Origin of the sequence: Chryseobacterium sp. P1-3 (assembly GCF_000738495.1) — a bacterium.
Classification (GTDB): domain Bacteria; phylum Bacteroidota; class Bacteroidia; order Flavobacteriales; family Weeksellaceae; genus Chryseobacterium; species Chryseobacterium gallinarum.
On sequence record NZ_JPEQ01000002.1, the window covers coordinates 124,068 to 142,125 of the forward strand.

Sequence of the window (18,058 nt, forward strand, 5' to 3'; positions counted from 1 at the left end):
ATTTCCTTTTTTCAAACAATATGATAGAACGGATTGTGGACCAACCTGTTTAAAGATGTTAGCAAAATTCTATGGTAAAGTTTATTCATCTGAATATTTAAGAGAATTATGTAATATTACACAAGATGGAATTTCTGTTATGGGAATGACAGAAGCGGCAGAAAAAATAGGATTTCAAACATTAGTAGCAAGTATTAATTTTGAAACTTTAAAAAATCAGGCCCCTCTGCCTTGTATAGTACATTGGAGACAGAGGCATTTTGTTATTGTTTATAAAATAGAGAAAAACAAAGTTTATGTTGCTGATCCAGAATATGGATTAATTAGTTATACTGAACAAAAATTTAATGAGGCTTGGCAAAATACGAAGTATCTTAATGATACAAACGAGGGTTTAGTTATTATCTTTGAACCTTCGTCTGAGTTCCATAATATAAAAGAGGAATATAAAAAAAAATGCTGGGTTCTCTTCTTTACTACCGTATATAAAACCCTACAAGAAATATACTTTCCAAATTATAGTTGGTTTTACCATTGTGAGTATTATTCAGCTAATACTTCCCTTCTTAACCCAGTCTGTTGTAGATAAAGGTATTAATTACAGAGAGTTAAGCTTTGTAAGTTTAGTTTTAATAGCACAACTCACACTATTTTTTTCGCAGGCATTCATAAATTTTATTCAAAGTTGGCTTCTGCTGTACATAGGTTCCAGAATAAATTTAAAAATAGCAACGGAGTTTTTAATTAAACTAATGAAACTTCCAATAAAGTATTTTGATGCAAAGCGTCCAGGAGATATTCTACAGCGATTACAGGATTCAGATAGGCTAGAGAGGTTTCTGACAACATCACCATTAACACTGTTTTCCTTTATTAATATGCTCATCTTCATGGCAATTCTTTTATATTATAATAGGACGATTTTTGGAATTTTCTTTGTTGGAGCCACTCTTTATTTCCTTTGGATTTTATTTTTTGTTAAGAAAAGAGCAGAATTAGATCATAGAAGATTTGACGAATCATCCGGTAATTCGAGTAGTTTATTACAAATAATAAATGGAATCAGGGAAATTAAAATTAATGGTTCTGAAAAAAGAAGAAGATGGGGATGGGAGGAGATGCAGATAAGATTGTTAAAGAACTCAATACAGTCTCTTAAATTGTCTCAAGTTCAATTTATTGGAGCGGGTTCAATAAATGAAATTAAAAATATACTTATATCTTTTGCTTCTGCATATGCAGTAATAAAAGGAGACATGACATTAGGGACGATGCTTGCTATTCAGTATATTATTGGGCAATTAAATAATCCGCTTCTTTCAATTATTCAATTTTTCAGAGATGCGCAAGATGCTAAAATGAGTCTTGCCAGAATAAACGAGGTAAAAGATATTGAAGACGAGTACGAGAAACAAGAATTTACCCACGATATTCCTAAAAGTCACACAATTGAACTTGAAAATTTATCTTTTCAATATGGTGGGAAAGGATCTCAAATAATTCTTGATGATATAAATTTAACAATCCCTCAAGGTAAAGTAACAGCAATTGTTGGTGAAAGTGGAAGTGGTAAAACAACACTTTTAAAATTACTATTAAAACTATATACACCAACAGAAGGAAAAATTAAGTTAGGAGGATTAGACCTTTCAATAGTAGATACGAAGAAGTGGAGGAATCTATGCGGTGTCGTAATGCAAGATGGATATATATTTTCCGACACAATTTCCAGAAACATTACCGAATCAGGCTCAGAGGCTCCTTTAAATAAAGAAAAACTTGCAAATGCTGTAAGAATTGCAAATATTGAAGAAATGATCGAGAATTTGCCGACTGGATATAACACTGTAATTGGGTCTGCTGGTTCTACTGGTATGTCATTAAGTGGGGGCCAAGTACAAAGAACATTAATAGCAAGAGCAGTTTATAAAGATCCTGAGTTCTTATTTTTTGATGAAGCTACGAGTGCATTAGATGCGAATAATGAGAAAACAATATTGGATAATTTAAATGAATTTTTTAATGGCAAAACAGTAGTGGTTATTGCTCATAGATTGAGTACAGTTAAAAATGCGGATAATATTGTAGTTTTAAGTCGGGGTAAAATTGTAGAACAAGGAAATCACGAATATTTAGTTAGTATTAAAGGTGCATATTTTGAGTTAGTCAAAAACCAATTAGAACTTTCAAATTGATGAAAAAGAAGATAGATTTATTAGAGGAGCACAGCGATTACTCCAGAGAAGTTCTCGAAAAAACACCTTCATGGATTGTTACATGGGGAAACTCAATTTTTTTTTATTTTTATTACCGTTTTATTTTTTTATTTCTTGGATGATAAAATATCCTGATATAATTTCTACCCAAGTAGAAGTTACATCTCAGCATCCACCTGTTTATTTAGTTTCAAGAACGAATGGTAAAGTTAACGAGCTTAATGTTTTAGATGGAAACGAAGTTAAGAAAGACAGTTGGCTTGCAATAATTGAAAATCCAGCTAAAAACATCAGATATTAGAAAAAATTGATTCTCTTCTAAATCATTATTCAGATATAAAAACAATTCCCACTCCGCTAAATTTGAAACTCGGAGAAGTACAATCTTATTATAATGAATTTATAAAAGCTTTAAATCAATATAGGTATTTCAATACTTTCAATCCACAATTGGTAGGAATTAGTTCAAATCAAGATAGGATCAATAAAGTAAATAATGTTCAAGGGGAGTTTAACAGCCAAAAAGAAATAGCACGTAAAGAGTATGAGGTAAAGAAAAAAAGAATACAGTAGAAACAAAGACTTATTTGAACAAGGTGTAATTTCTAAAAATGAAATTTGAAAAAAGTCAAATAGAATTACTTCAAACTGAAAATAAATATAAAAGCTATAATTCTAATATCTCAAATTTAGAAAGTGACAAAAGTATTATCAAAAAAGAAAATGTTGATTTAAGCTTACAAAAAGAGAATCAAAAAATAGAACTTTCTACAAATCTTGAAAATGCTGCTCAAGAATTAAAAGCGCAAATTTTAGCATGGAAAAATAAATATCTCATAGAAGCACCAACGGATGGGAAGATCAATTTTTTTGATATTTGGCAAAAAGATCAATATGTAAAAAATGAACAGACTCTATTTTCGATTATTCCAAATAACAATGATAAGGGAAAATATTTTGCTAGGGCTAAAATGCCTATCGAAAGAGCTGGTAAAGTTAAGGTAGGGCAAAAGGTAAACATCAAATTATTAAACTATCCGTTTGAAGAATATGGAGTATTGGAAGGAAAAGTGAACAAAGTAACCAATGTAACGAATGAAAATGTTTACTATGTTATTATAGAACTTAACAAAGGGCTTACTACTAGTTACAATAAAGAAATCACACCTAATAATCTTATGGGACAAGCTGAAATAATCACAGACGATATAAGATTATTACAAAGATTTATATACACGTTAGTACGAAACTTTAAAGAAAGATAATTATGGATTTTTATAAAAATTTTGACAGTTGCCAGGGAAGCGTTATTGATTCTCTGAAAATACTTCTTTATCAAAGACATGAAAATATTTTTGAAAGAATTGATTTTGAAGATGATAGAATATATCTTGAACCTTTGCTTTTTGCTTATGTGATGCAAGAAAATGACAGTTGGTTAGATTCAATCGTTTATGGGTATGAGAAAAATCCAAAACTGAAAATTCAAGTATTTTCTAATCATACAGGGATAATATATATTCCGCAAATTGGTTACTTCCATACACAAGAAATTAATAAAGAACTGTTTTTAGAATCGAAGAATGATATATTTTTTATTACGGATAATGAAGGGAGAGAAGTTTCTTATAACTTTGAACCTATACTTTTTTTAGATGAAAATATTGAAATAGTGAAATGTCAACATCCACTTTTGAGAAAAATATTTTTAGACGCTCAGGATGAAATAGTCGATGTAGAAATCGAAAAAACATATACAAAACATATTGATCATGCTAATAGGGCAATTCAACTAATAAAAAAATATTTCCCTACCTACTTTGATTTAATAAAAAGGACAATTAAAAAGATAATGATTTTTGATGGAGAGCCAAATTCTTTTGCAAATATTCATGCTCATAATATGATCTTTCTAAATGCTCATGATGAAAATGATGAAGTGTTTTTTTTTAGATCATATACTGCATGAAAGCGCACATGTTGTATTTAATACTCTAACGTATAATTCTAAATTTAATTTATTTAATTATGCATTTGATACAAAATTCTCTGAAATAACAGGAGATGTAAATGAGCATGGTGATTTGTATTCTAGATTTCATGGTCTATTTACTTTTATAATTATTAATGCTGGTTTAGAAGTAGTTATTAATGAAATGGTGCTACAAGGAAAACAAAATGAAGAATTGATCGGAAGGTTTTCTCTTAATATGAAAAGATTTAATACAGGTATTGATATGTTTAAAATACCTAATGTGCTCACAGAGGAGGGGCAAGACTGGTTTAAACTGTTTATAGATACCTTTGAACAAATATATGAAAGGAAAAACAATCTAATTAATTCAATTGATGTATCCAACCAACCTTATGTGTTTTCGTTTGAAGCATTTAGAAAGGCTAATAAATGATTTAATATGCGAAGCATACTAAATCACATTAATAATTGCTCCGCTATTAAAAAAAAAATAATATTTTTATCACTCAAATAACACACAAAAAACGATGAAATTAAAATTTAATTCAATTCAAGAGAAACAGCAACTTCTGCTTTCGTTAAAGGGACAGGGGAATTACAGAATTCTAATTGTTAGATCTTTTTTGCCCGGAATCTCTCAGCTCTCAATAATTGTTAATTTATTTCAACAAAATTTAATACAAGGAATAATCTATATAATAATATATAGCTTTATACTTTTATATAATATTAATTTTTTAACAACAAATTTTCAAAACAATGGAAAAAAGATTAACTCTTGATCAATTCAAGAAAAGCGTAGGAACTCAAAATTTAGAATTACAAAAATTATCAGTAAGAGGACTGGGTAGTTGTCACCCATCAGGCCATACTCCAACTAAGGCAGATTCGATTGCTGCACAAGTTATTATAGATGGTTATAATAAACTTAAAGACGCTTTTGGTCTTTAATTAATTTAATTTCTTGGTAAGAACTAAGAAACAAGAGAGCTAAATTTAGCTCTCTTATTTTTTTTAAATTTACCAGTATCGAATTTTTAATAAAATGTTCAATTTTATAAGGAACTCTTTTTTAGTTGATTTTTTTAAATTTTTTATACAGTCCTTCTGTATATTACAATATACCGATCCCTTCATACAAAAAAAATTTATCAAGTTTTAATTATATATTTTTTCAGTTTGATATTGGGAGTTTGTATATCAATTATTATACACTATTTCATTAATACTCCTAAGAGAGCAGATAATGAAATTGACTATAGTTTTTATTTTATTTTTTTATCATGTCTATTATTGCCTTTATTAGAAGAAATAGTATTTAGATTATCTTTGATTTATTCAAGACTTAATTTATCTTTATCAGTTAGTGGTATAGCTTTTTCTGTAGTAAATAATATACTGAAGGAGCAAACTGTATTTACGGTAGAAAATTTTTTACGTTATAAAAAATTATAGCTTCAATAGTCATCTCAATCTTAATTGGAACCATATTCTATTTTAAAATAAAAAATTATGAAATTATTTTAGCAGACTTTCATAAAAAAAAATTTTAAAGCAATTTTCTATATTTTAACTTTACTTTTTGCTTTATTGCATATTTCTAATTTCAAAATCAGTTTCCACTCTCTTTTGGTTTTGCCTTTATTGACCTTACCTCAATTTATTTTTGGTTTAACTGTCGGATTCATAAGAATAAGATATGGTTTTATATATTGTCTTTTTATTCATATATTAAGTAATGCTATTCCTACAGTTTTTATATATTTTTATTTTAAGTAACTTTCATGTAATTTTATTTCCACTAAAAACTCTTAGCAATATAAGAGAGAAATCTATTATGTTGGAAGCTTTAAAATTTATTAATTGATGTCTATTTTTTTAACATTCATTCCAGATGAAAATAAGAATAATTCTGTTTTTTATACTATTGATACCTTTGGTGTTTAGTTGCCAAGCTGAAAACCAAGCCTCAAAATATCCTGATTATGTTGGTAATATCGAATTTAATCCTAGTATGGATAAAAAGGATTTTACTCTTTGTAACAAAAGACATATTTTTCAATATTTTAATGACTCTAATGGTTTACAATACAAAGGAGAAAAGGCCGAACTCGACAAAATATTTTTCAAAAAATATAAAAGCCAAAATATCCCTGACGAAACAGGATTAATAAGAATACGTTTTGTTGTCAACTGTAAAGGAGAAACAGACCGTTTTAGAATAATAGGAATGGATGGTAATTACAACTCCAAAACTTTTAGTAGCAAGGTAACGGACCAATTGATGGACATTACTAAAAGCCTAAATGGATGGATTCCCAAAAAAATACAAGGAAATGATGTTGACTTTTACCAATATCTGATTTTTAAAATCGAAAACGGAAACTTAATTGAAATTATGCCATAGTATGAAATATATTCTTATCATTATAACTACAGTATTTTTCTCAAAATTGAATGCCCAGCCTAATTGCTATGCTTTCAAATATTATGGTGATACGTTACAGTATAAAGCCTGCAAAATGGTTGAAAAAATTGACGACAAATATTATCAGTTCAGTAGGGAGTTTCAAGAAGCATATGACAAAGCTATTGAAGTCTGCCCTTATTTTGCCTATGGTTACAAGGAAAAATCAGTTGCCTATTTAAAAAGTGGGGACTTTCTCAACTGGAAGATCCTCATAGACAAAGCAGTTAACTATAATAAAAAAGATAATCTCGGTTACCGTGGCTGGTGTAGGTATCAGTTCTTTAAAGACTATAAAGGTGCAATTGCAGATTTTGAGGAGCTTGAAAAGTTGGTAAAGGATATAGGGTATTCAGTCAATGGGGATTACCATCATCAGATAGCAAAAGCAATCTGTTACAGTGCATTGGGAGAAAAAGAAAAAGCTATTGAAGTCATCAAGCGTCAATTCAACCAAAAAGATTATCCCCCCCGGTTGGTTTGATTACTATCAGTTAGGTGTTACTTATTTTGAAATAAAAGATTATTCCAATGCAATGAAGGCTTTTCAAAAGCAATCAGAAATACATCCTCTTGCTGAAAATAGTTATTATATTTCTAAAGTCTACAAAATACTGAATAATTCTCAAGAGTCAGAAAAAAATAGAAAACAGGCAATAGAATTATATAAGCAAGGAAAATATATGAAAGACGACTATACTCATCATTTTAATAAGGTGTTTTTTTCAGAAATAAATAGCAATTAATCAATTCCGTATATCCTTCTAATAAAATCATTTGGATAATTGGAATTTTCATAGACGACTAATTCATTAGAATAGTCGAGATTTGCTATGTTAAGTAAATAGATAAACAGATAGCAGAAAATATACCACGAACTTGTAAGACACCACCTATCATAATCTACTTTGTTTTTCTTCTATTATTAAAATCTTTTATTTCTGCTTCGTTTAAAACACGCATCTCAACAATTTTATAGTTTTTTATAACCTGATTATTCTTATCGAAATCGACAGTATCATTTCTTTTTCTATTGACTTCAATTTTAAGATACAAAAGATCATTACTTAAAATTTTATCAGGTAAGATAGACTGATATGAATCCAAGTTTAATGCTTTTGCAGCAAGATGCAATTTTCGTAAGTTATACTTAGTGTTGGAACTGAAGTTTTCCACCTTTCCGACATATCCATCTGCAAAGCCCATTCTTTGTGATAATTCTACTTGCGAAATATAAGGTTGGGCACGACCTCTTAATTCTCTTATCTTGTCAATTAGAAATAAATCAAGTTCGGATATGATTAATTCAACAATTTTACCTTCCATTATTATTGTTTATAGCAATAACAGAATAATTACAAATAAAAACACATCCATATTTGGGTGTATTAAAAAAAATCACTATATTTGTGGTACACTATAAAATAGTGTAATTTTGCGATACTTCAACGAAAAAAATAGAAGCTATTGCTTAGAGTCTCGAACAGAAAACTGCCAATTTTCAAAGGAACGAGATGATAAGTAAGCGGCTCATGTCCTAGGCGTGGGTCTCTTCCTCTTATCTGTTCCACGGTATGGCAGTACCTCTGTTCGGATAATGTAGAGTTCCCACGCCGTTTTATTTTAGGTATTCTCACATTTCTAAGTTTCAGCTTCCCAAAGATGAAAGTATACACATTGACACGGTACAATGGTTGCGCAGCCATTGAGGCTTATTAAAGCTTTTAAGAAACATTTCATTCATGTTAATATTTTCTGGCGCCTTATAGTCACCAAAACTTAGATGGTATCCGGGATTTTTTTTACAAAGTACAAATTAACCATAAAAAATCTCATGAAGCTGAATTTCAATTATTATAACGATACATAAAGCTATGCTATTTGTACTATATGAAAATAAAAAAGCCCTTTCCTTAAAGTTGACGCTTGGCAGGAAAGAGCATTAATAGTTATTAACCATTAACTTTTACAAAAGTATGAAAAAATCCTATACCAGCATAGGGAGCATTTCATGTGTCCTTATGCTGACGGTAGTAAGCACCTCTTTTCAGGCTCAGGTACAGAATACCTCGGATACGATTTCCCGAAAAAGTGCCTTTGAAGCTTCCGTACTCAGGAAAAAGACCGATACTATTATATCCCCTTCAAACAAGCTGGCTTCAGAAAAAGTAAGCCATATTGAAGAAGTGATACTGAATGCCGGATATTATAAGGTCAAAGATAAAGAACGTACCGGAAGCATTGCCAAAGTATCCGCTAAGGATATTGAGAACCAGCCTGTCACCAATGTACTGTCCGCCGCCCAGGGAAGAATGTCAGGAGTCAGCATTACCCAGAATACCGGAACTCCGGGAGGTGGATTTGAGATCCAGATCAGGGGAAAGAACAGTATCCGCCGTGAAGGGAATGAACCTTTATATATTATCGACGGAGTTCCTCAGGCTTCCGAGACCCCTTCGCTGTATTCCACTAAAATCCTTCCGTGGTCCTCCATCAATCCCCTGAATGCTATCAATCCGAATGATATTGAGAGCTTTGAGATTTTAAAAGATGCAGATGCCACAGCTATTTACGGATCAAGAGGAGCCAACGGGGTGATTATTGTAACCACTAAAAGAGGAAAGAAAGGACGATCTGAACTCAAGCTTAACACTTCATATTCCTTAAGCAGGATTACCAGGTCTATGGAAATGATGAACACGGAGCAGTACATCAGTATGCGTCGCCAGGCATTCCAGAATGATAATGTAGCCTATCCCGCTACCATGTATGACATCAACGGAACCTGGGACCAATCCCGATACACCAACTGGCAGAAAGAACTGATCGGAAACATGGCAGATGCCTACGCCGTACAGTTGTCAATGAGTGGAGGTTCTGAAAATTTTTCTTATCAGATCAGCTACGGCCATAATGAGCAGACCACTGTTCTGCCGGCTGACTTCAAATATAAAACCAATAACATCAATGCCAATTTCAGTTATCTTACTCCCGACAGGAGAATGGAATTTAGTCTGGTAAATACCTTTTCTTTTCAGCAAAACAATGTGCAGAATGATGACCTTACCCTGAAAAGCATTATGCTGAGCCCCAATGCTCCGGCACTCTATACCTTAGATGGGGGCATTAACTGGGAGAACGGAACCTTTAACAATCCAGTGGCTTCGCTTCTGAGCGAGTACTTCAATAAGACCGCCTTTTTTAATAACGGCCTTAATGTGTCCTATAAGCTGTTTCCTTTCCTTTCATTAAAGATGAATGCCGGAATCAGCTATCAGAATTTCGAAGAACGATCAATAAAGCCCCATACGATTAATAATCCCTCTTTCGGGCAGACCAGTATGAATTCCACCTCTTCCCGGAATAATCAGGTCAATTTTTCCTATATTCTCGAACCCCAAGTTGTGGGAGCCTACAAAACAGGAAATCACCAGTTTGAATTTTTACTCGGCGCAACCCTGCAGAAAACGCAATCAGAGCAGGGAGCGATCCAGGGAAAAGGCTTTGAAAGCAATGCTTTGATTGATAATATAGGAGCCGCCAGCGTAAAAACCATCTCCGACCAGGTCCGCAGCCAGTATAACTATACGGCAGTTTTTGCCCGCTTTAATTACCAGCTGAAAAAAAGATATATCGTGAACCTTACCGGAAGGCGTGACGGTTCCAGCCGATTTGGGGCTAATAACCGTTTCGGGAACTTCGGAGCCGTTGGCGCGGCGTGGCTTTTCTCAGAAGAGCCATTTCTGAAAGATATACAATGGCTGAGTATGGGCAAGCTTCGGGGAAGCATCGGAACTACAGGAAACGACAAGATAGGAGATTACCAGTACCTCAATACCTATATTATTTCATCGGGTATTTATAATGGTCAGACCGGTTTAAATCCGGCGCGGCTGTATAACCCTGATTTCAGCTGGGAGAAGACCCTGAAAAAAGAATTGGCCTTGGAAGTAGGACTCTGGAGCGGACGTTTTTTAATTTTTCAGGGGCCTATTATGAAAATACCTCTTCTAACCAGCTGGTGGGAATTCCCCTTCCTGCCACCACGGGCTTTCCTTCTGTTCAGTCCAATCTTCCTGCAAAGATCAGGAATACAGGCTGGGAATTCGATACCTCGTTGCAGGTTTTGAGAAAAGGAAAATTCAAATACGAAACCTCTTTTAACCTGAGCATCCCGAAAAATACGTTGGTAGAATTTCCGAACCTGGAAGGCTCTACCTATTCCAATCAGTACGTGATCGGCTATCCGACGACTATTGCAAAAGTCTACCAGTATGAAGGCATAGACCCTGCAACCGGACTCTATAAGTTTAAGGATTTTAATGGTGACGGAAAGATTACCTCCCCTGATGATAATAAGGCGGTGGAAAAGCTCGGTGTCCGATTTTTCGGTGGATGGTCGAATCATTTCAGGTGGGGAAACTGGTCAGCTTCTTTCCTGTGGCAGTTTGTTAAGCAGAGAAACTGGAATTACAACCGCCAGATGCTTCTGCCCGGAGCACTCAGTAATCAGCCCTTAGAAGTCCTGGATGCATGGTCACCATCTAACCCAGGAGGCAGCTATATGGAATATTCAGCAGGATATAACCCCCAGAAGCTTTCCCTGCACGGGTTCTTTCAGAACTCAACAGCGGCAATAAGTGATGCTTCCTATATCAGGCTTAAGAATGTACAGCTGAATTACCGCATTCCCATGCAAAAGCTGGGCATCAAAGAAGCTATGATCTATGTGCAAGGACAAAACCTTCTGACCATCACCAATTACTTTGGAATGGATCCCGAGTTTTATCTCGTAGGCTACCTGCCACCCCTCAAGACCTATTCATTAGGATTCCAGGTGACTTTTTAACAATTAAGATTGATGATTAGTGATTAAAAAATAAAGGCAAAGATTTGAAATCATTAACGCTTGAGATGATTGATGATTTTATAGTAATAACTCCTAGTAATTAATAAAAAATGAAAAATTTTATAAACTCTATAATAGCGTTTCTTTTGATGCTTTATGCTACTTTAAGCGCAGTATCATGCGAGAAATTTATAGAAACAGATTTCCCGAACAACCAGCTGGCCACAGAGCGGGTATTTGAAGATGAGAAAACCGCAGATGCAGCGCTTGCGGGACTGTACTCCGGACTATGGACCGGTTCAGTGATCAGTGGCACCACAGACGGTTCCGGTGCTTTACTGGGAAATTATACCGATGATATTACATGCGTTTTTACCAGTGCCGGAAACGGCATCCTGGATATCTACCATAATCAGCCGCTGGCGACCAATGCTACCGTGAGCCAGGTATGGACGACGGCTTATCAGCAGGTGTATATGGCCAACAGTATCATGGAAGGCGTAGAAAAATCCAAAAGCCTTTCTTTAGCAGCAAAAAACAGGATAAAAGGAGAGGCAATGCTCATCCGCTCCCTTATCTATTATTACCTGTACCAGATGTACGGGGAGATTCCATACACTACTACGACAGATTATGTGTATAATTCGACTTTAAGCAGGATGCCTAAGACTGAATTCCTGTCAAGGCTGGAAGCCGATATTTCGGAAGCGGTGAACCTTTTGCCTCTAGCATACCGAAATGCAGAAAGGATTTATGTGAACAAAGCGACAGGCTTGGTTTTACAGGCTAAAATGAAAATGATGCTGGGAAAATGGCAGGAAACAGAAGCTTTATGCCAAACGGTCATCCAGAATACTGACTATGTTTTTCAAAATGACCTTTCCAAAGTATTTCAGAAAGCAGGAAAGCATATTATCTGGCAGCTAAAGCCTAAGAACAATACTGATCCGACAAGCGAAGCCGTGCTCTATAATTTTGTGGGTGCGCCTACCTCATTTGTTTTGAATCCGGATCTTATAGCTTCTTTTTCAAGTACCGATCTTCGAAGACAAAACTATTTCACCCCGGTCGTATTTGGCTCACAAACTAATTATAAGCAGACCAAATACAAGGTGACTACTGCTACCAATACAACAGAATATTCTATCATCTACAGGCTGGAGGATGTGTACCTGATGCTGGCAGAAGCTTTAACCATGCAGAACAAAACAGCCCAGGCGGTTCCTTTGATCAATCAGACAAGACAAAGGGCAGGATTAGCACCGCTTGGTACTGCCATTTCGCAGGTTCAGGCAATGGAAGAAATAAAAAATGAAAGAAGAAAAGAATTTTTTGCAGAACACGGAAGCCGGTTTATTGACCTTAAGAGATGGGGACAGCTGGATCTTTTACAATCGGTAAAGCCTAACTGGAAACTGGCCAATCAATATTTACCGTTGCCGCAGAAAGAAATGCTTTTAAACAATCACTTAACACCGCAAAATGATGGATACTAAACCATGTATGGGCAATATGAAGCTGGAAGTGCTAAGAAAATATTACATGAAGAAGGTAATCCAAAAGCGAAATTCCTATGCGGTCGTATGGATATTATGGATATTTCTTCTTATTGTCATGCCGCAAAACCTTTCAGCCCAGCGGTATGAGCATTTGGAAAAGCTGGTTAAGGATACCGAAGAAATGAAATTTCCTCAGGCTTCTGATAACGGCAAATGGCTGGCATGGTACATTTTCGCTTCTGACGGGACAAAGAAAATGATGCTGCAAAGTACAGTGGATAAAGACTATAAACAAGAAAGAAAAAATATTGATTTTATTATGTTTGTGGAGAGTCATCTCGCGATACAGGCAAAAGATACTCTAGAGTATCTTAATCCCGAAACAGGAAAATTCCGTTTTTTTTTATCATGTAAAAAAAATGCATCTACAATAAACAGCAGAATACTCTTATGGTACTGTATACCGAAAAAGAAGGAAACAGGCTGGAAGTTTATGATCTTGATACGAACCTGAGGCAAACCATTTCCGGTATACAGCATATCTATTCCGAAGGTGATGAGACCATCGCTAAAAAGAGAACAGGTGATCTGAATGAAGCTTTGATTTTGAATAAAGGGGTCTTCAAGACCCTCTTTTCGACCCATGCTGAGCTCAGTAATGTGCTGCCTTCCGGTATGAAACAGAAAGGCTTTATTATTCAGACCCGAGAGAAAGGCAGGACAAGCCTCTATTATATTTCTCAAGATAAAAAACAATATATGTTTGATGGAAGCGGGTATGATGGCTATGATCAGATGATGCTGAATCCTTCGCATTCTAATAATAGTATTGTCCTAAAATTAGGAAAGAAAATCCCGCCTTCAAAAGGAATGGTTGATATTTGGTACGGGACAGACTTCGACCTTAAAAAGCATGCAAAAGCGGTAACCGAATACATCCAGGTCGACTGGGAGCCGGTAAGCGGTAAGCAGATTCTGATGGCTCGTCCCGGCTATTTCGGGGAGACTGCTATCGGCAATTCACGCTACCTCATGTATGAAACCGACAAGCAGCAGGTGGATAAAATGGATAAGGCAGGAGGAAATAGCTTTGACAGGCTGTATCTCTGGAATGCGGTAACCGATACCTATACCCTGATTACGGATCTGCGGAAACAGATGGTAATATCACCTTCAGGCCAGTACTTGTTAATTCAGAAGGAAAACAGCTGGCAGCTGTATAATACGGTAACTTTGAGGATGGAAGATGTAAAGATTCCCGCTGCCATGATTCCTTACTTTACTTCGGAGAAAGAGGTTCTATGGGTAGGAGGAAACAGAATCTCTGAATATAATCTGGCTGCTAAGAAAGTGAAAGAAGTGTTTACCACAAATGATGATTCTGAAATAGAGCTGGTGGATTTTACAAGAATCAGTACGGAACTCGGATACGGTAGAGACTTTAGGACCGCAGATATCAAAAAGAGCTTGCTGTTAAAAATCACTGGTCAGAAGACCAGCTATACCAGCTATGCTGGGTTAAAAAACAGGAAGCTAAATATCATTCAACAACCGACCCCTGATGAGATCACGGAATTTAAAAGAATGAATAAGGGTGAAAATTATTACTGGATAGAAGAAAACTACAATAAACGGCCAAGGCTCGTGGTAAAGAAAGGAAAAGAAGGCCCAAAGGTGATGTATGTTTCAGATCAGAATAATCAGAAATTTGAACAGGCAGAGCTGATTAAAATTTCTTACAAAGGCTCGGATGGAGAAACCGTAAGTGGTGCATTGTATATGCCGCTGAATTATGATCGGTCAAAAAAATACCCCGTTGTTATCCATGTGTATGAGAAGCAGGATTATATGACCAAAAGATTCCTTCGGCCTTCCTTCTCGAATCCCACCGGACTGAATATCCCGCTGTTGATGGAGGAAGGCTTCGCCGTACTGCTTGCTGATATCTCACAGTCTGACAAAGGAGCGGGAATTTCAGCACTGGAAAGCATTAATAATGCCTTAGACGAATTACAGAAGATCAGAAATGTGGATATGACAAAGATCGGGCTCATGGGGCAGTCTTTTGGCGGATATGAAACCAACTTTATTGCCGGGCACTCCAACCGTTTTGCAGCCTATGTCTCCGGATCAGCAGTTTCTGACGTGGTAAGAACCTACTACGGCTATAATTATCATTTTAATGCTCCCGACTATTACAGGTATGAAGGGCGCCAATACTGGTTTAAAGCTACACTGGCAGAAAATCCTGAAAAATACATTAAAAATAACCCGATAATGTCTGCCCAGAATGTCAGTGCACCCATGCTGTTGTGGACGGGGACTGATGATGGGAACGTAAGCCCTGAAGGAACCAAATCCATGTTTATTGCCTTAAGAAAATACCGCAAGCCGGTTATTGCCTTGTTTTATGATAAAGAAGGGCACAGTTTAAGCAGGGCAGAAACACAAAAAGACCTGACCGTGAAAATTCTGGATTGGTTTAATTATCATTTAAAGAATGAAAAAAATATTCCCTGGATACAGAAATACATAAAGGGTGCTCAATAAAGTGCACCCTTCTTTTAGTAGTTAGTAATAGCTAACAGTTAAGGAATTCTGAATAATTCTGTTTCGCAACTGGATTCATACAGGTCATGGACACCAGAAGCGTCACTTACTGTACAGACAATACCAGTATTATCTGTCGTACAAAGCTGACTTGTCATGACACAAGGCTGTTCCGGATTTTCAAGATCAATTTTCCATCCAGGAATATCAGCTTTTTTAGTCTCTGATGCTACAGTGGTAGCATACGCACTGCCTGCTCCGATTAACAGGATAGCCAATGGCAATGCGATTTTTCTCATTTTTTTCATTGTTATAAATTTATTATTGGTGCCTACTCTTTGTACAGGTTTTCGGCTTCCCCTGAAATGAAATGTTGAGTGATGTTTTGCGCAAAACGATATCTGATCAGTTCATTTTCTATCATTACATACAATTTGTTTCCCTGTATGGTAAATTGTACACGTTGCTCCTTATTCCTGTTGGGAATACTGATACTGCCAAGGTATTTCTGCTCTTGAATAGAATAAAGATCAAGTATAATGGCTTTATTACCCCTGTCTTTTTCCAGCTTTCCTTTGCGGTCCGACTCCACAAACAGAACCCCTTTATAGGCAATTGACCTTTTGTTGACCACCAGCGGATTGTTAAGCTTTCTGCTGCCATCGGCTAAGTGGGAAAGACCTAGCCGCGGGATGCTGACGGTATCAATAGTCCTGAATACATGTTTTGATTTCAGATTTCGATCAGTAACTACAAACATGTTCTTATAATGGTAAACATAAACAACCTTACCAGTGAAAGAATCATAATTTAATTGCCCATCGGGTTCAAAAAAACCTTCTTTATTCTTTTCCAAAAGCTCTGGATTAAACCTTACAGAATCCTTGCTTCCTTTACTGATAATCCCCAGACTCTGAATCTGCTTTTTGCGGTGGAAAGCACCTATGAGAAAGTTATTATGATCAATTCGTTTGATTTTCCTGAAATAGGTCTTTCCAATATTTTGCTCAGGGAGCTTATTGCTCCCGGTTGTTCCTTCAAAAATGATCGGGATTGTTCCGTCATACAAGGTGATAAGACCGTCTGTAACTTCAAGCAGGGGAGACCTGAAACTAATGTCTGTACGGCTGAGTTGCAGATTTTTTCGTTCCATTCCCGTAAAATGGGTAATCTTTGTGAGTGAGAACGGTGCTGTGTAATTCCCAAGATATAGGGTATCGCCTGAAAAGCCGGCAAAATAATAGGAGTTCAGTTTTAAATCATACGTACCATTTTTAAGGATAGGATGCTGTAAAAATCTTCTTTGAAAACCATTATCTTTCTTAAGAATATATTCTGACTTTTGATACATGATGAGCATTCCGGTGATACAGAGCCCTGCTGTGATTAGAAGGCTGAAGAAGAGCTTCCCTTGTTTTTTGTGGTTTGCATACGTGTCAATACTAAGGGCAACTACAGCAACTAGGACACATATCAGATTAAAAATGAGATGTGTTTGCCAATCCATTTTTTCAAGAATCCCCCCGCAGGAACAGGGAATAAACTCACTATAATTGAGGATAAGATAAATATAGATACTAAAGAGAACCATCAGTATGTAGGAACCGTACAATCCAATGAATCTCATTTTATCAAATATCAAAAAGAAGCAGACCAAAAGTTCAAGGAAAAGTATTCCGTAGGTAATTATTATAGCATAAGCGCTTAACAATGGAGACTGGGCAATTTGAACCTGAAAGTTTTCAAAATCAAATATTTTACTGATGGATGCGTAGCAAAACAACAGGATAAAAAAATAAGCAATCCATATGGCAAGTTGTGTCAGTTTCTTTTTCATAATAAGATTTTAACAATGGTATAACAATATCCAGCGTACTTTTACGCCACAATAGGTAGGCATAGCAGATTTTTCATTTACCGTGATGGTAGTAGTAAGAGGTCCTATGGTTTTCCATATTCCACTAACGGGACAGGCCGTTCCCGATTCAATGATGAGTGGCACCTGAGTCTCCATGTTGGTTCAAAATTTGGTTACTTACTGGTTTTCCAGTTGTCCCGGTCCTTTGGCGGATCTTTTTCACTGGGTTCCAATTCTTTTTCAAGTTGGGTAGTGTCTGCTTTTGAGACCATTCTTTCAGTCGTAATGACAGGCATCTCCGGATAAGGAATCTCCGGAAGGCTTTCTTCACGACAGGATAAAATAACGAATGAAAGTAAAATTCCTGCAACAATATGCAGTATTAATATTTTGGTTTTCATGATTTTGGGATTAAATAATTAACAATCCCGGCCGGTAGTTTTTTTAGAATTCTGAAAGCGAAATTTAGAGCATGAATTTTTTCGAAAAAAAGGTTGATGGAGCCCATTTATAAATTTTTAGGAGCCTATTTATAAATAGGCTCAATATGTAGCAATGGTATAATTGATTGTAAATCAGGTGTTTTTATTGGATTTGTTAAGTGTAATTCCTAAAGTGCAGAAATAATTTTTTGCTTGGTTCAT

General features: G+C 35.5%; 22 protein-coding genes. 17 read left to right on the forward strand and 5 right to left on the reverse strand.

Going from position 1 to position 18,058, the window contains the following annotated elements; all coding sequences use genetic code 11:
- Positions 1–55: 55 nt before the first annotated feature.
- The 12 genes from HX13_RS25845 to HX13_RS23115 all read left to right on the forward strand — a co-directional run bounded on the left by HX13_RS25845 (position 56) and on the right by HX13_RS23115 (position 7,404).
- Positions 56–589, forward strand: coding sequence for a cysteine peptidase family C39 domain-containing protein (locus HX13_RS25845; RefSeq protein ID WP_410493096.1), 534 nt, complete (start codon positions 56–58; stop codon positions 587–589).
- Entirely contained in the window at positions 537–2,195 is a 1,659-nt protein-coding gene (locus HX13_RS01190) for a peptidase domain-containing ABC transporter (protein WP_316931205.1), read from the forward strand. Before HX13_RS25845 ends, HX13_RS01190 begins: the two co-directional genes overlap by 53 nt.
- Positions 2,196–2,265: 70 nt before the next feature.
- Positions 2,266–2,517 carry a hypothetical protein gene (locus HX13_RS01195; RefSeq protein WP_128572138.1) on the forward strand — a complete coding sequence of 84 codons (252 nt, stop codon included), beginning with the start codon at positions 2,266–2,268 and terminating at the stop codon, positions 2,515–2,517.
- Between the two features lie 62 nt (positions 2,518–2,579).
- Complete coding sequence (locus HX13_RS01200) at positions 2,580–2,789, forward strand: hypothetical protein (protein WP_050019620.1); 210 nt, start codon at positions 2,580–2,582, stop codon at positions 2,787–2,789.
- Positions 2,790–2,827: 38 nt separating this feature from the next.
- Complete coding sequence (locus HX13_RS01205) at positions 2,828–3,481, forward strand: HlyD family efflux transporter periplasmic adaptor subunit (RefSeq protein ID WP_050019621.1); 654 nt, start codon at positions 2,828–2,830, stop codon at positions 3,479–3,481.
- A 2-nt stretch (positions 3,482–3,483) separates the two neighbouring features.
- Entirely contained in the window at positions 3,484–4,185 is a 702-nt protein-coding gene (locus tag HX13_RS01210; protein ID WP_050019622.1) for a hypothetical protein, read from the forward strand.
- Positions 4,148–4,624 (forward strand): hypothetical protein, encoded by a 477-nt coding sequence (locus HX13_RS01215; RefSeq protein WP_128572139.1) that lies wholly within the window; start codon positions 4,148–4,150, stop codon positions 4,622–4,624. The genes HX13_RS01210 and HX13_RS01215 overlap by 38 nt, the downstream gene beginning before the upstream one ends.
- Positions 4,625–4,950: 326 nt before the next feature.
- Positions 4,951–5,142, forward strand: coding sequence for a hypothetical protein (locus tag HX13_RS01225; protein WP_050019625.1), 192 nt, complete (start codon positions 4,951–4,953; stop codon positions 5,140–5,142).
- A 606-nt stretch (positions 5,143–5,748) separates the two neighbouring features.
- Positions 5,749–5,970: a type II CAAX prenyl endopeptidase Rce1 family protein gene (locus tag HX13_RS26230; RefSeq protein ID WP_410493098.1), complete on the forward strand. Its 222-nt coding sequence runs from the start codon at positions 5,749–5,751 to the stop codon at positions 5,968–5,970.
- A gap of 115 nt (positions 5,971–6,085) precedes the next feature.
- On the forward strand, positions 6,086–6,598 hold the full coding sequence (locus tag HX13_RS01230) for a hypothetical protein (RefSeq protein ID WP_050019626.1): 513 nt from the start codon (positions 6,086–6,088) through the stop codon (positions 6,596–6,598).
- Between the two features lies 1 nt (position 6,599).
- The gene (locus HX13_RS01235) at positions 6,600–7,142 is read left to right on the forward strand and encodes a hypothetical protein (protein WP_238554940.1); all 543 of its coding nucleotides are present in this window, start codon (positions 6,600–6,602) and stop codon (positions 7,140–7,142) included.
- Positions 7,060–7,404: a tetratricopeptide repeat protein gene (locus HX13_RS23115; protein WP_238554941.1), complete on the forward strand. Its 345-nt coding sequence runs from the start codon at positions 7,060–7,062 to the stop codon at positions 7,402–7,404. Before HX13_RS01235 ends, HX13_RS23115 begins: the two co-directional genes overlap by 83 nt.
- 157 nt (positions 7,405–7,561) lie before the next feature.
- On the opposite strand, the gene HX13_RS01240 is transcribed toward HX13_RS23115, so the two are convergent.
- Positions 7,562–7,984 (reverse strand): transcriptional regulator, encoded by a 423-nt coding sequence (locus HX13_RS01240; RefSeq protein ID WP_238554942.1) that lies wholly within the window; start codon positions 7,982–7,984, stop codon positions 7,562–7,564.
- A gap of 650 nt (positions 7,985–8,634) precedes the next feature.
- Here HX13_RS01240 and HX13_RS01245 point away from each other — a divergent pair.
- From HX13_RS01245 to HX13_RS01260, 5 genes are all read left to right on the forward strand, one after another.
- A complete protein-coding gene (locus tag HX13_RS01245) occupies positions 8,635–10,788 on the forward strand; it encodes a SusC/RagA family TonB-linked outer membrane protein (RefSeq protein ID WP_128572140.1) in 2,154 nt (717 codons plus the stop codon).
- The gene (locus HX13_RS21750; protein WP_128572141.1) at positions 10,680–11,507 is read left to right on the forward strand and encodes a hypothetical protein; all 828 of its coding nucleotides are present in this window, start codon (positions 10,680–10,682) and stop codon (positions 11,505–11,507) included. Before HX13_RS01245 ends, HX13_RS21750 begins: the two co-directional genes overlap by 109 nt.
- A gap of 110 nt (positions 11,508–11,617) precedes the next feature.
- On the forward strand, positions 11,618–13,003 hold the full coding sequence (locus HX13_RS01250) for a RagB/SusD family nutrient uptake outer membrane protein (RefSeq protein WP_050019628.1): 1,386 nt from the start codon (positions 11,618–11,620) through the stop codon (positions 13,001–13,003).
- Entirely contained in the window at positions 12,990–13,520 is a 531-nt protein-coding gene (locus HX13_RS01255) for a hypothetical protein (RefSeq protein ID WP_050019629.1), read from the forward strand. Before HX13_RS01250 ends, HX13_RS01255 begins: the two co-directional genes overlap by 14 nt.
- Complete coding sequence (locus HX13_RS01260) at positions 13,457–15,556, forward strand: alpha/beta hydrolase family protein (RefSeq protein WP_050019630.1); 2,100 nt, start codon at positions 13,457–13,459, stop codon at positions 15,554–15,556. Before HX13_RS01255 ends, HX13_RS01260 begins: the two co-directional genes overlap by 64 nt.
- Before the next feature lie 38 nt (positions 15,557–15,594).
- Here HX13_RS01260 and HX13_RS01265 read toward each other — a convergent pair whose 3' ends face one another.
- From HX13_RS01265 to HX13_RS01275, 4 genes are read right to left on the reverse strand one after another with little or no spacing between them, the layout of a single operon-like run.
- Positions 15,595–15,855 (reverse strand): DUF6520 family protein, encoded by a 261-nt coding sequence (locus tag HX13_RS01265; protein ID WP_128572142.1) that lies wholly within the window; start codon positions 15,853–15,855, stop codon positions 15,595–15,597.
- Positions 15,856–15,887: 32 nt separating this feature from the next.
- Positions 15,888–17,393 (reverse strand): MauE/DoxX family redox-associated membrane protein, encoded by a 1,506-nt coding sequence (locus HX13_RS01270; RefSeq protein WP_050019632.1) that lies wholly within the window; start codon positions 17,391–17,393, stop codon positions 15,888–15,890.
- Positions 17,394–17,402: 9 nt separating this feature from the next.
- On the reverse strand, positions 17,403–17,570 hold the full coding sequence (locus tag HX13_RS22375; protein WP_157837397.1) for a hypothetical protein: 168 nt from the start codon (positions 17,568–17,570) through the stop codon (positions 17,403–17,405).
- 17 nt (positions 17,571–17,587) lie between these two features.
- Entirely contained in the window at positions 17,588–17,815 is a 228-nt protein-coding gene (locus HX13_RS01275) for a hypothetical protein (protein ID WP_050019633.1), read from the reverse strand.
- Positions 17,816–18,058 lie beyond the last annotated feature (243 nt).